Source organism: Pseudomonas sp. 2995-1 (genome assembly GCF_002742505.1).
Classification (GTDB): Bacteria; Pseudomonadota; Gammaproteobacteria; order Pseudomonadales; family Pseudomonadaceae; genus Aquipseudomonas; species Aquipseudomonas sivasensis.
Genome location: NZ_LJSA01000379.1, coordinates 64,133 through 77,547, shown reverse-complemented (window position 1 = coordinate 77,547; position 13,415 = coordinate 64,133). Strand labels below are relative to the sequence as shown.

The 13,415-nt window shown below is 60.5% G+C and carries 11 protein-coding genes; 5 read left to right on the top strand and 6 right to left on the bottom strand.

Annotation, left to right across the window (positions count from 1 at the left end; genetic code table 11):
• Positions 1 to 49 precede the first annotated feature (49 nt).
• Complete coding sequence (locus tag AOA61_RS21175) at positions 50 to 1,294, bottom strand: methionine gamma-lyase (RefSeq protein ID WP_099602663.1); 1,245 nt, start codon at positions 1,292 to 1,294, stop codon at positions 50 to 52.
• 123 nt (positions 1,295 to 1,417) lie between these two features.
• On the opposite strand from AOA61_RS21175, the gene AOA61_RS21170 reads away from it, so the two are divergent.
• A complete protein-coding gene (locus tag AOA61_RS21170; protein WP_032885766.1) occupies positions 1,418 to 1,888 on the top strand; it encodes an Lrp/AsnC family transcriptional regulator in 471 nt (156 codons plus the stop codon).
• A 96-nt stretch (positions 1,889 to 1,984) separates the two neighbouring features.
• Entirely contained in the window at positions 1,985 to 2,422 is a 438-nt protein-coding gene (locus tag AOA61_RS21165) for a carboxymuconolactone decarboxylase family protein (protein WP_095185955.1), read from the top strand.
• A gap of 3 nt (positions 2,423 to 2,425) precedes the next feature.
• Here the strand turns inward: AOA61_RS21165 and AOA61_RS21160 are convergent, their stop codons facing one another.
• A complete protein-coding gene (locus AOA61_RS21160; protein WP_099602662.1) occupies positions 2,426 to 4,573 on the bottom strand; it encodes a TonB-dependent siderophore receptor in 2,148 nt (715 codons plus the stop codon).
• Positions 4,574 to 4,813: 240 nt separating this feature from the next.
• On the opposite strand from AOA61_RS21160, the gene AOA61_RS21155 reads away from it, so the two are divergent.
• Positions 4,814 to 5,224: an SRPBCC family protein gene (locus tag AOA61_RS21155; protein WP_032885770.1), complete on the top strand. Its 411-nt coding sequence runs from the start codon at positions 4,814 to 4,816 to the stop codon at positions 5,222 to 5,224.
• A 1,464-nt stretch (positions 5,225 to 6,688) separates the two neighbouring features.
• Here AOA61_RS21155 and AOA61_RS21150 read toward each other — a convergent pair.
• Both AOA61_RS21150 and AOA61_RS21145 read right to left on the bottom strand, forming a co-directional pair.
• The gene (locus tag AOA61_RS21150; RefSeq protein WP_032885772.1) at positions 6,689 to 8,080 is read right to left on the bottom strand and encodes a HAMP domain-containing sensor histidine kinase; all 1,392 of its coding nucleotides are present in this window, start codon (positions 8,078 to 8,080) and stop codon (positions 6,689 to 6,691) included.
• Positions 8,058 to 8,741 (bottom strand): response regulator transcription factor, encoded by a 684-nt coding sequence (locus tag AOA61_RS21145; RefSeq protein WP_010564812.1) that lies wholly within the window; start codon positions 8,739 to 8,741, stop codon positions 8,058 to 8,060. The genes AOA61_RS21150 and AOA61_RS21145 overlap by 23 nt, the downstream gene beginning before the upstream one ends.
• Before the next feature lie 313 nt (positions 8,742 to 9,054).
• On the opposite strand from AOA61_RS21145, the gene AOA61_RS21140 reads away from it, so the two are divergent.
• Complete coding sequence (locus tag AOA61_RS21140; RefSeq protein ID WP_032885773.1) at positions 9,055 to 9,960, top strand: hypothetical protein; 906 nt, start codon at positions 9,055 to 9,057, stop codon at positions 9,958 to 9,960.
• Positions 9,961 to 10,183: 223 nt separating this feature from the next.
• Here the strand turns inward: AOA61_RS21140 and AOA61_RS21135 are convergent, their stop codons facing one another.
• Both AOA61_RS21135 and AOA61_RS30910 read right to left on the bottom strand, forming a co-directional pair.
• Complete coding sequence (locus AOA61_RS21135) at positions 10,184 to 11,092, bottom strand: MurR/RpiR family transcriptional regulator (RefSeq protein WP_032885775.1); 909 nt, start codon at positions 11,090 to 11,092, stop codon at positions 10,184 to 10,186.
• 82 nt (positions 11,093 to 11,174) lie between these two features.
• Positions 11,175 to 11,378, bottom strand: a complete 204-nt coding sequence (locus AOA61_RS30910) for a hypothetical protein (RefSeq protein WP_143499427.1) — start codon at positions 11,376 to 11,378, stop codon at positions 11,175 to 11,177.
• Here AOA61_RS30910 and iolC point away from each other — a divergent pair.
• The gene (gene iolC, locus AOA61_RS21130; RefSeq protein ID WP_032885777.1) at positions 11,377 to 13,314 is read left to right on the top strand and encodes a 5-dehydro-2-deoxygluconokinase; all 1,938 of its coding nucleotides are present in this window, start codon (positions 11,377 to 11,379) and stop codon (positions 13,312 to 13,314) included. The genes AOA61_RS30910 and iolC overlap by 2 nt on opposite strands.
• The last annotated feature ends 101 nt before the right edge of the window (positions 13,315 to 13,415 follow it).

Sequence of the window (13,415 nt, the reverse complement as noted above, 5' to 3'; positions counted from 1 at the left end):
GGCCAACGGCGGCCGGACCTGTCCGACCGCCGCCAGCGCAAAACAAAACTCATCTCACCGCATGCGCCGCCATCAGCGTTCGGCGCGGCAAGGCGCGCGTGCATGTGGCCAGTGCTTGCTGCACATCCGCCAGCAGGTCGGCAACGTCCTCAAGCCCGACCGATAAACGCACCAGGCCTTCGCTGATGCTGTGGTGCGCGCGCTGTTCCGGGGTGTAGGTGGAATGGGTCATGCTCGCCGGATGCTGGGCCAGGGATTCAGCGTCGCCGAGGCTGACCGCGCGGGTGAACAGCTTGAGGGCATTCATGAAGCGCCGACCGCTATCGATCCCGCCTTTGAGCTCGAAAGCAATCATGCCGCCCGACTGGCTCATTTGCCGCGCCGCCAGTTCGTATTGCGGGAAAGAGGGCAGCCCCGGATACGTGACCCACTCCACCGCCGGGTGCGCCTGCAACGCTTCGGCCACGGCCTGGGCGTTGCTGCAGTGGCGGTCCATGCGCAGGGCCAGGGTCTTGAGCCCGCGCATCAGCAGCGACGCATCCTGGGGCGACATCACCGCGCCGGTCAGGTCCTTGAGGCCTTGCAGGCGAATGCGCTGGGCCGTGGCCAGGTTGCTGACGGCGATGCCGGCGGTGATGTCGCCGTGGCCGCTGAGGTACTTGGTGGCCGAGTGCACCACCACATCGGCACCCAGTTCCAGCGGGCGTTGCAGGTACGGCGTGCAGTAGGTGTTGTCGATCACCACCGTCACATTTGGCTGTTGATGGGCGAGGGCGGCAACGGCCGCAATATCCACCAATTGCAGGGTGGGGTTGGCCGGGGTTTCACAGTAGATCATACGAGTGGCAGGGCTGAGCGCCGCTCGCAGGGCGGCCAGGTCGGTGAGGTCCACGTGGCGCACCTTGATGCCGAACTCGCCGATACCGTGATGCAGCAGGGCGAAGGTGCAGCCGTAGAGGGTCTGGCTGACAATCACCTCATCGCCTGGCCGCAGCAGGGTCCAGAACGTCGCGGCAATTGCGCCCATGCCGGAGCTGAACGCCACTGCCGCCTCGCCGTTTTCCAGGGTGGCCATGCGCGATTCCAGCAGCGCCAGAGTCGGGTTGGAAATGCGTGTATAGAAGTGGCCGTCGGCTTCGCCGGTAAAACAGGCGGCGCCGTATTCGGCAGTGGGAAACGCAAACGTGGCCGACAGGTAGGTCGGCGGCACGAGCGCGCCGTGGTGGTCCTTGGGGTCGTAGCCGTGGTGGATGGCGCGGGTAGAAAAGCCGAATGCATTATGTTTATTGTTCATGTCGGGCGCTCCTTATTTCCTACAATGCTATGCTCATAACCAAGGCTGAATTTTCCAAACTTTGCCGACAAATCCCGCGTTAAGGGATGAAAAAACCCTAAAAATAATGAACAGAGGCAAATCATGCCCGTCACCTTGGACCGCACCGACAAAGCGTTATTGAACGCCCTGCAAGGCAATGCCCGTTTAACCGTGGCCGAACTCGCCGAACGCGTGTCCCTGACCACGTCACCGTGCTGGCGTCGGGTCCGTCACCTGGAGGAGAGCGGGGTGATCAGCGGTTACCAGGCGATTCTTTCGCCCAAGGCGCTGGGGTATGGGGTGACGGCGTTTGTCAGCATCATGATGGAAAGCCACACCCAGGATATCGCCCGGGCGTTTGAGCAGCGGTTGTTGGAAATTCCGGAAATCGTGGCCTGTCATAACGTATCGGGGCGCTATGACTTTTTGCTCGAAGTGGTGGCCAAGGATTTGGAGTCGTTTGGCGAGTTTGCGCGGGAGGTCTTGCAGACGCTGCCGTGCGTCAAAGAGATCTATTCGAGTTTTTCTTATAAGTCGGTGCGGCCGTTGCGGGTGATTCCGTTGCCGGGCTGATGCATTGGCTACCTGATCTTCCCCGGAATTGGATATTCCTGACGGCCGCGACGGTGACTAACCTAGCCACCAATCCCACCGTTCTGGAGTTTCACCATGCAATCCCGTACCGACTTCTACACCGCTTCCCCGGACGCCATGAAAGCCATGCTTGCCCTTGAAGCGGCGGTCGGCAAACTCTCCATCGAGTTGCCGTTGCTGGAATTGATCCGCCTGCGTGTGTCGCAGATCAACGGCTGCGCCTTCTGCCTGGACATGCACACCGCCGATGCCCGCAAGGGCGGCGAAACCGAGCGTCGCCTCTACACCCTGTCAGCCTGGCGTGAAACGCCGTTCTTCACCCCCCGTGAACGTGCGGCGCTGGCCTGGGCTGAAAGCCTGACGCTGATCAGCCAGACCCACGCCCCGGACGAAGACTTCAACGCGCTGGCCGCTGAATTCAGCGCCCAAGAGCAGATCGACCTGAGCGTGGCGATCGCGACCATCAACAGCTGGAACCGTCTGGCGGTGGGTTTTCGCAAGATGCCCAAGTAAGCGTCAGAAGTTGACTGAGGCACTCAGGCGCGCCGTCAGTGGCGCGCCTTGGAACAGATAGTCATCGCCCATGTACTCACCCGCGTCGCGCCAGTAGCGCTTGTCGAACAGGTTGTCGACGCTCAGGCGGAACACCGTCTCGTAGCCGTCGACCTTGGTGGTGTAGCGGCTGCCGACGTTGACCACCGCATAATCTCCCACCTCCACATTGCCGCTGCGGTTGGCGTACTTCTTGGCGCTGTATTGCACGCCACCGAGCACCGCCAATCCATTCACCCACGGCAACGCGTAGTCGGCGTAGACACTGGCGCGCAGCTTCGGCACGTTGATCGCCTGATGCGCTTCGTATTGCGGCGTGCCGCTGCCGGTCACCCGTGCGCGAATCGCCGCCACGCTGGTGGAGATTTGCAGGCGTTCAGTGGCCCAGCCGTTGGCCGAGAGTTCTAATCCGGTGTTTTTCTGCTCGCCCTGCTGCACATAGGTGAAGTCGCCGGCAGCACCGGGCTTGGCGTACTGGTAGGCCTGGCGGGTCTGGAACACGGCAGCGGCGAAGCTGATGCGGCGCCAGTCGTATTTCACCCCGGCTTCGATCTGGCGTGAGGTGGTGGGTGCCAGGGTTTCTGCGGGCTTAGTGGCGAACCACGGCGCGGTGCCGCCCAGGGACAGGCCCTTGCTGTAGCTGGTGTACAGCGAGAGGTTTTCAATGGGTGTGTAGATCAGCGAAGCCTGGGGCAGGAACACGTATTGCTGGGTATGGCGTGTCTGGTCGCCGCTGACAGCGTCGAAGGCTTTTTCATCCAAGCGCACTTCGCGGCCACCGAGGATGGTTTGCCATTGCTCATTGAAACGGATGCGGTCGGTGACGAACACGCCGTATTGGCGGCTGTCGAGGTTGCGGTGGCTTGGATTCAGCGGTTTGTCGGTGGGGGTGAACGTCGGCGTGTCTTCGTCGATGTTGCTGGTGCCGATGTACTCGTTGACCGGGTTGCGCTTGTCGATCACCCGACGGAACGCGCTGGTGCCAAAGGTCAGCTCATGGCCGATGCCTGCGGTGTCGAACAACCCGGTCATGGCCGCCTGCACTTCGTCGTCGCGGCGGGTGTCGTCGGGGCTGCGGTAGTCGTAGACGTCGTAGTTGCCTTCGGGCGTGAAGTGGTTGCCGACGCCATTGGTATCGCCGCCCCAGGCGAACGAGCTGTAATCATCGATCACCACCTTGCTGCGCGCGGCGCTGACGCTGCCTTTCCACTGGTCGCTGAAGCGGTATTCAAACCTGCCGTTGAGGTTCAACGAGTCGATGCCAACCTGCTTGGAACCGCTCTGGTGGCCCAGCAGTTTTTTTGGCGAGGCGTCGTGGGGCACCTCAGTGCCGCCCAGCAACTGGTAGCCCGGTACCGAGCGTTGTTGCTTGTTCTGGTATTCCGCGTCCAGTTGCAGCACCGCGTCGGGGCTGATGTTCCAGTCGAAGGCCAGGGACACAAAGTCGCGCTGGCCGTTGGCATGCTCCACGTAGGAATTGAGGTCTTCATGGGCGACGTTGGCGCGCAGCCCGAATTGCTGCTCGCTGCCAAACCAGCCGCCGACGTCGGTGGCGATATAGACACTGCCGCGGTCATCGGTGGACACCGTTACCGAGCGCACATCCTCAGGGCGCTTGGTCACGTAGTTGATCACGCCGCTTGGCTCGGAAATCCCGCTTTGCAGGCCGGCCAGGCCCTTGAGCACTTCGACTTGTTGCTTGTTTTCCAGGGCCACGTTCTGTTCGCCGGTGATGGTGCGCCCGTTGATCTTGTAACTGCTTGCCGCATTCAGCGAGAAGCCGCGCACCACGAAGTTTTCGTAGTAGCCGATGGGCGCATAGCTGTCGCCTACCGAGGCGTCGTTGCGCAGCACCTCACTGAGCAGTCGCGCTTGCTGGTCCTTGATCAGGTCGGCGTTGAACACGCTGATCGAGGCCGGGGTTTCCAGCAGCGGTGCTTCATTGAAGCCGCCGACCGAGGCGGTATCGGCGCGATAACCGGACTCATCCTGGCCCTGAACCTTCACGGCCGGCAGTTCGATCTCTGCCGCGAGGCTGTTGCCAATACCGCCACTGAGCAACAGGCCGAGGGCGAAACGTGAACTAACGACGGGACGAAAACGCAAAACCATGGGGGCAGGGCCTTAAAGCGCAGGGCGGGGGGCGCATAAGCTAGGCATTACGGCGCGGTTTTACAAGTTATCGAGAATGGTTCTTTCACCTCACCCGCAACGGTGGAAGCCGGCTTAGGGATTAGATTTCAGCAAGAACGCCTAAAGGTGTTGTGTTCGCCGCTGCTTGAGGGAGTTGATGCATTGAGGCGCGTGGCGTGGCAGTCTGGACGACGTTTTCCTACGACTTGGAGATTTACCGTGGCAACAGCATCTGCAGTGATTGAAATCCCGGTATCGGCCGACACGGTCTGGCAATTGGTTGGCGGCTTCAACAGCCTGCCGGACTGGTTGCCGCTGATCGCCAAGAGCGAGCCAGGCGAAGGCGGCCGCTTGCGTCACCTGACCACTGGCGACGGTGGTGTGATCGTAGAACGTTTGCAGACCTTTGATAACGTGGCGCGCACCTACAGCTACACCATCGAGGAATCGTCATTTCCTGTGACTGCGTACCTGGCGACGTTGCAGGTTGAAGCGCTGAGCGAATCGTCTGCGAAGGTAACCTGGTCGGGCGTATTCACCCCGGCGGCGGGTACCACGGATGCTGCGGTCGAAGAGTTATTTGCCGGGGTTTACAAGGGCGGTGTTGAGGCGCTGCGGGCGAATTTCTGACCTCATGAGCGCGCTTCTGTAGTGAGCGGGCTTGCCCCGCGCCGGGCTGCGAAGCGGCCCCAATAAACGCATCGCGTAGTATCAGGCAGCGTCCGGGTCGCCTGGTTTGGGGCGGCTTCGCCACCCAGCGCGGGGCAAGCCCGCTCACCACAGATAACTGGCACTACAGACAACTGGCATTCCAATTTGCCGGGGTTTACAAGGGTGGGGTTGAGGCGCTGCGGGCGAATTTCTGACCTCATGAGCGCGCTTCTGTAGTGAGCGGGCTTGCCCCGCGCCGGGCTGCGAAGCGGCCCCAATCAACGCACCGCGTAGTATCAGGCAGCGCCCGGGTCGCCTGGTTTGGGGCGGCTTCGCCACCCAGCGCGGGGCAAGCCCGCTCACCACAGATAGCTGTCACTACAGATAACTTTCACCACAGACAACTGGCACTCCAATTTGCCGGGGTTTACAAGGATGGGGTTGAGGCACTGCGGGCGAATTTCTGACCTCATGAGCGTGCTTCTGTAGTGAGCGGGCTTGCCCCGCGCCGGGCTGCGAAGCGGCCCCAATAAACGCACCGCGTAGTATCAGGCAGTGCCCGGGTCGCCTGGTTTGGGGCGGCTTCGCCACCCAGCGCGGGGCAAGCCCGCTCACCACAGATAACTGTCACTACAGATAACTGTCACTACAGATAACTGTCACTACAGATAACTGTCACTACAGACAACTGTCGCCATAGATAACTGTCATCACAGACAACTGGCACTCCAATTTACCGGGGTTTACAAGGGTGGGGTTGAGGCACTGCGGGCGAATTTCTGACCTCATGAGCGTGCTTCTGTAGTGAGCGGGCTTGCCCCGCGCCGGGCTGCGAAGCGGCCCCAATAAACGCACCGCGTAGTATCAGGCAGTGCCCGGGTCGCCTGGTTTGGGGCGGCTTGGCCACCCAGCGCGGGGCAAGCCCGCTCACCACAGATAACTGTCACTACAGATAACTGTCACTACAGATAACTGTCACTACAGATAACTGTCACTACAGACAACTGTCGCCATAGATAACTGTCATCACAGACAACTGGCACTCCAATTTGCCGGGGTTTACAAGGATGGGGTTGAGGCACTGCGGGCGAATTTCTGACCTCATGAGCGTGCTTCTGTAGTGAGCGGGCTTGCCCCGCGCTGGGCTGCGAAGCCGCCCCAATCAACGCACCGCGTAGTATCAGGCAGCGTCCGGGTCGCCTGGTTTGGGGCGGCTTCGCCACCCAGCGCGGGGCAAGCCCGCTCACCACAGATAACTGGTACTACAGACAACTGTCACCACAGACAACTGTCACCACAGACAACTGTCACCACAGATAGCTGTTACTACAGATAGCTGTCACCGCAGACAATTGGCACCACGGGATAGCTGGTACAGCAAGATAACGGGTACAGCAGAATAATGAATGGCGCACCACAACACGCACATTCACTCGGTTAAGGCTATTCGGGCATAAGTTGTTGGCGGCACTCCAATACCAAACGCGCGCCCCCGCTTGCACTGCTGCCTACTTCCAACTTGAACCCATGCAAGTTGATGATCGCCGCCACAATCGACAAGCCCAACCCGAACCCACCTTGTTGGTCGCTCTCATCCACGCGATAAAACCGTTGGAACACTGCTTTGCGTTCCGCCGCCGGTATGCCCGGCCCGGAGTCGTGCACTTCGATTCGCGTGCTGCCGCCATCGTTGACCGCGCGCAAAATCACTTCGCCTCCCGCAGGGGAGAATTTGATTGAGTTGCTCAGCAGGTTGGCCAGGGCTTCGAACAGCAGTGCGCGGTCGCCGGTGATCCACGGTAAGGATTCCGGGGTGTCGAGCACCAGATGCAGCTCTCCTTCTTCGGCCAGGGGCAGGTAGAAGTCGTGTAACTCGCGCAGCAGCGGCAGTGGGTCCATCACCAGAAAGCCTGAGCGGCGCTGGTGGTCTTCAAGCTCCGAGATACGCAATAACCCGCGAAAGCGCGCCATCAGGGTGTCGGTTTCGGCGATGGCGTCGTCCAGTTGCAAAGCATGCGCCGACTCGGCTTCGGCCTGCTGCTTGATGCGGTACAACTGCGCGCGCAGGCGAGTGAGCGGGGTGCGCAGGTCGTGGGCAATGTTGTCGCACACACCCTTGACCTCGTTCATCAGCTTCTCGATGCGGTCGAGCATGGCGTTGACGATGGCCGCGAGCATGTCCAGTTCGTCACGGCGGTTGGACAATGGCAAACGGTGGGTGAGGTCGCCGGCGACGATGGCCTCGGCGCTGGCCTGGATCCCGCGAATCCGCCGTAACGGACGGCGGCGCAGCAAATGCCAGCCGGCAGCGCCGGGGATGATCGTCAGGGACAATGCCCACAGCAATGCATGCCAGATGATCCGCGTCACACCAAACAGCGAACCGTTGGCGCGCACCAGCACCAGCCAGCGGCCTTCGTCGGTGTGGGTGGCGACGGCGTCGCAGCTGTCCTTGGGCAGTTTGGGATCGTCGGAGTCGACGCAATTGGTCAGGGTGTGGATCTTGCCGTCCAGTGGCAAGTCGGGTGGTATTGCGCGGATCGGCCCGCTCAAGGGTCGAAATTGCTCGTCGAACAGGCCGTAGGCGTCCACACCCTTCATGTCGAAGGTCATGCTGGTGGTCAGCGCTTCCACCAGTTCTTCACCGTCGAAACGCTGGAACAGGTGCTGGCGCTGCATCAGCGAGTGGCGCGAGAGGTCGCTCAGGTAACCGGAGACTTCGTAATACAGCACCCCCATCAGGATGCAACTCCAGGCCACGAACAGCGAACTGTACAGCGCCAGCAGACGGCTACTGGAAGAACGCCAGCCCTTAGAGGGGTTCAGCAATGACATAACCGGAACCTCGTACCGTGCGGATCAGCGGCGTGAGGCCCGGTGGATCGATTTTCTTGCGCAGGCGGCCGATGTGCACGTCGATCAGGTTGGTGCCTGGGTCAAAGTGATAGCCCCAGACTTCCTCGAAGATCATCATCCGCGACAGGATCTGCCCGGTGTTGCGCATCAAAAATTCCAGCAGTTTGTATTCGGTGGGCAACAGGCTCAGGGGCTGATCGGCGCGACTGGCTTCGCGGCTGATCAGGTTGAGTTCCAGGTCGGCCACGCGCAGGGCGGTTTCGAACTCCTTGACCGTGCTTTTGCGGCGCAGCAGCACTTCGACGCGGGCGGCCATTTCATCGGAGGCGAACGGCTTGGTCAGGTAGTCATCACCCCCGGCGCGCAGGCCGCGTACGCGTTCGTCGACATCGGAGAGGGCGCTGATCATCAGGATCGGCGTCGACACCCCAATGGTGCGCAGGGTGGTGACGATGGCCAGGCCATCGAGTTCGGGCAGCATGCGGTCGAGGGTGATCAGATCGTAATCACCACTCACGGCGCGGACCAGGCCTTCGCGGCCGTTGTCCACCCAATCTACGTCCAGTCCATGGCTACTCAGCTCGGCGACGATCTCGCGGGCCGTTACGGCGTCATCCTCGATGGTCAAAATGCGGGTCATAGGATTACCTGGTGAGCGATTCACACTAGAAGTGGGGGCATTTTGCCAAGAAATGGCTGAACGCTTCCTAAATAAAACTTCATGTTTCTGAAGCTCACCCTGTTTCCACGGTTGGCGCTCATAAAGTTGGGCAGGGCTTGCATAACGCCCGCTGGTGAAAGCCCTATCTTGCAACTTGCATGGTTCGGTTAAGTTCAATCGAGTTAACGTGTTGAATTTTAAGGATTTTAATTTTATTGCCGGCTGGCATGGTGCCTGCACTGTCCCTTTTGAGACTTGTAACACTATTTTTCCTGCCGGGAGCAAAACAACAATGATCACATCCTCATCCACGCTGCAAGAGTCGAGCACGCTCTCCGGGGTTTCCTGGGGGGCTATTTTTGCAGGGGCCGCGGCGGCAGCTGCGCTGTCGCTGATTTTGGTACTGCTGGGTTTCGGCCTGGGCTTTTCGGCGGTGTCGCCGTGGGCCGATAGCGGTATCAGTGCCAAGGGGCTTGGCATTTCCACCATTGTCTGGCTGGCGTTTACCCAGATCGTTGCGTCCGGCTTGGGTGGCTATATCGCCGGCCGGTTACGTGTGAAGTGGGCCGGGATGCATGGCGACGAGGTGTACTTTCGCGACACAGCCCATGGCTTCCTGGCCTGGGCGGTAGCCACGTTGGTTACCGCAGTGCTGGTGGTCGGTTCGGTCAGCAGTGTTGTCAGCGGTGGCGTCAAAGCCGGTGCCAGCGTGGCGGCGGGTGCTGCCAGCGGAATCACTCAAGCGGCCGGCAGTGCGGCTAAAGGCGTGAACGGCGGCGACTTCGACTATTACGTCGACAGCCTATTTCGCGATGACCGCCCAGTTGCCGTCAGCGATGACGCGGCCCACGGCGTAGTCGCCCGCATCTTCACCCGCACCCTGAGCAACGACGGCCAACTGGCCGCTGAAGACCGCGCCTACCTGGCCCAGTTGATCAGCCAGCGCACCAACCTCAGCCAGGCAGACGCCGAAGCGCGTATCGACAAAGTTTACGGCGATGCCCGTAAAGCCGTCGAAGACGCCAAGCTCAAAGCCAAACAGGCTGCTGATACCGCCGCCAAGGTCGCCGCTTACACCTCGCTTTGGACCTTTGTTGCCCTGTTGATCGGTGCGTTCTTTGCCAGCTTCGCTGCGACCTTTGGTGGTCGTCGTCGCGATGCCGTGGTGTACGTCGAAACCGAAAACTACGTTCGTTAATTCAAGGAGAACAACATGCGCTCATTACTGCTTTGGTTCCTCGGCGTGCCGATCCCTGTGATCATTCTGATCGCGATTTTCATGCACTGATCCGGACCCAGCTCGGTCCATTGTGGGAGGGGGCTTGCTCCCGATAGCGAAGTGTCAGTCGACAGCAACATCGACTGTTCCAACGCCATCGGGGGCAAGCCCCCTCCCACATTTGCTTTGCGGTGTTTGATAGTCAGTCGTCGAACCCGACTTGCTCGTGAATTTCGTCCACCTTCAACTCCAACCGATACGCCACCGCAATAAACAGCGCCTGGCACAGGCAGAGGGTCGCGCTCAATGAGCGGAAGGCAAACGACGAACCTTCATTCACCAACAACACTGCGTTGGCCCGCTTGGCCAGGGGCGACAGGTTGCTGTCGGTGATGATCAGGGTCTTTGCCTGGTGGTGTTGCGCAATGCGCAGGCAGTGCTGGGTCTCTTTGCCGTAGGGCGTGAAGCTGATGGCGATCACCAGATCATTGGCGCGCACGCTGCGCATCTGCTCGCGGTAGCTGCCGCCCAGACCCGAGATCAGATGGATGCGCTTGTTGGTGTGCTGCAGGTTGTAGACCAAGTAATCGGCCACCGCGAACGAACGGCGAACACCCACCACGTAGATATTGTCGGCATTGACCACCAGGTCCACGGCCTTGTCGAACGCGACGTCATCCAACTCCAGCCCCAGACGCTCAATACCCGACAGCGTGGCGTTGACGCATTCGCGCGCCAGGTCGCCGCCGCTGGCCTTCTGGGATTTGTTGGCAATCATGCTGCGAATGCGCTGCTGGTAGTTCTGTACCGGCGTGGTCTTGTGGGTGTAGGCCTCGCGAAACAGTGCCTGCATTTCGCTGAACCCACTGAAGCCGAAACGCTGGGAAAACCGCACGATCGCCGAGGGATGCACTTCGCATTCGCGGGCGATGTCGCTGATGCGGTCAACCATGATGCGGTCGCTCTGTTGGCTCATGTAGCTGGCAATGCGCTTGAGTTGCCGAGGCAGGCTTTCATATTCGTCGGTGATCAGCTGCAACAGGCGTTCGGCATTGACCGGAGGGCTGGCGAGAGGGGCTTCCAGGGTGGTCTCGGGATCGGTGCGGGACATGGGCAATCCTTCTGGCGTGTTCGTCTGATGCGCTGATGGGTGGCGCAAGTCTACAGGGTAGGCGCAAAAAAATACCCCGGCATCACGGCCCCGGTGGGCTGCTGAAACGATGCACGCGGGCTAGGGTGCCATTATGCTGGCTTATTGGAAAAAATATTCCACTAAAAATAATTCTGGAATAAATATTGATTGAGCCCGCTGAACGTTCTAGTCTGCTCTCACCAAGAGCGTGAGCCGTCACCACGGCGGCACCACGCAGGCTGATAAAAATAACAGGAGCCAGCATGGGCCAGACTCGTTTTGCCAGTGGGCGTCAATTGGATCTGATTTGCCTCGGGCGCCTGGGCGTCGACCTCTACGCACAGCAAGTAGGTGCGCGGCTTGAGGACGTGTCCAGCTTCGCCAAATACCTCGGCGGTTCCTCCGCCAACATCGCCTTCGGCACTGCGCGGTTAGGCCTTAAGTCGGCGATGCTGAGCCGCGTGGGTGACGATCATATGGGTCGCTTCCTGGTGGAATCCCTGGCCCGCGAAGGCTGTGATGTCAGCGGCATCAAGGTCGACCCGGAACGGCTCACTGCCCTGGTGCTGCTGGGCCTCAAGGACCGCGAAACCTTCCCGTTGGTGTTCTACCGCGAAAACTGCGCCGACATGGCCCTGCGCGCCGAAGACATCAGCGAAGCCTTTATTGCCTCCAGCAAAGCGCTGCTGATTACCGGCACGCATTTCTCCACCGACGGTGTGTACAAGGCCAGCATCCAAGCGCTGGACTATGCGGCCAAGCACAACGTCAAGCGCGTGTTGGATATCGACTACCGCCCTGTGCTGTGGGGCCTGGCAGGCAAGGCAGATGGCGAGACGCGTTTTGTCGCGGACCAGAATGTCAGCCAGCATGTGCAGAAAATCCTGCCGCGTTTCGACCTGATCGTCGGCACCGAAGAAGAATTCCTGATCGCTGGCGGCAGCGAAGACCTGCTCACCGCGCTGCGCACCGTGCGCGAACTTACGCCCGCCACGCTGGTGGTCAAGCTTGGGCCGCAGGGGTGCACGGTCATCCACGGTGCGATTCCTGCGCGCTTGGAAGACGGCGCGATCTACCCTGGCGTGCGTGTGGAAGTGCTCAATGTGCTGGGCGCCGGCGATGCATTTATGTCGGGCTTTCTCAGCGGCTGGATCAATGACGCCAGCGACGAACGTTGCAGCCAACTGGCCAATGCCTGTGGCGGCCTGGTGGTCTCGCGCCACGCTTGCGCTCCGGCCATGCCGACGCCAGCCGAGCTTGATTACCTGTTCAACAGCCCGGTGCCGATCACCCGGCCGGACCAGGACGTGACCCTGCAACGTCTGCACCGTGTCAGCGTGCCGCGCAAGCAATGGAAGCAACTGTTTATTTTCGCCTTTGACCACCGCTGGCAATTGGTCGACCTGGCGCAAAGAGGCGGCCAGGATCCGGCACGTATCAGCGATATCAAGCAGCTGTTTATCCAGGCCATCGAACGCGTGGAAAAAAAGCTCGCCGAGCAGGGCGTTGCCGCCGATGTGGGGTTGTTGGCCGACCAGCGTTTTGGTCAGGACGCGCTCAACGCCGCCAGCGGTCGTGGCTGGTGGATCGCCCGCCCGGTGGAAGTGCAGAACTCGCGGCCCTTGGCCTTCGAGCATGGCCGTTCGATTGGCAGCAACCTGATTGCCTGGCCTCAGGAACAGATCATCAAGTGCCTGGTGCAATTCCACCCGGATGACGAACCCTTGCTGCGCCTGGAACAGGAAGCCCAGCTCAAGGCGGTGTACGAGGCGTCCCTGGTCAGCGGCCATGAATTGCTGCTGGAAGTCATCCCGCCCAAGGATCACCCGTCCACCTACCCGGACGCGCTCTACCGCAGCCTCAAGCGCCTGTACAACCTGGGCATCTACCCGGCGTGGTGGAAAATAGAGGCGCAGTCGGCCGAGGACTGGAAAAAGCTCGACGAGCTGATCCAGGAACGTGACCCGTACTGCCGTGGCGTGGTGTTGCTGGGCTTGAATGCCTCGGCTGAGTTTCTCGCTGACGGCTTCCAGCAAGCCAGCCAAAGCACCACCTGCCGTGGGTTTGCCGTGGGCCGCACGATCTTCCAGGAACCGAGCCGTTTGTGGATGGCGGGGGAGATTGATGATGAGACGTTGATTCAGCAGGTACAGGCGACCTTTGAGCAATTGATCAACGCCTGGCGCAGTGCCCGAGGCTAAACCCAGTTCCTAATTTGAAATGCAATCCAATGTGGGAGGGGCGGTGCGACGATTCGACTTGCCCCCGATGGCTGAGTGTCAGACAACACTTCTGTAACTGA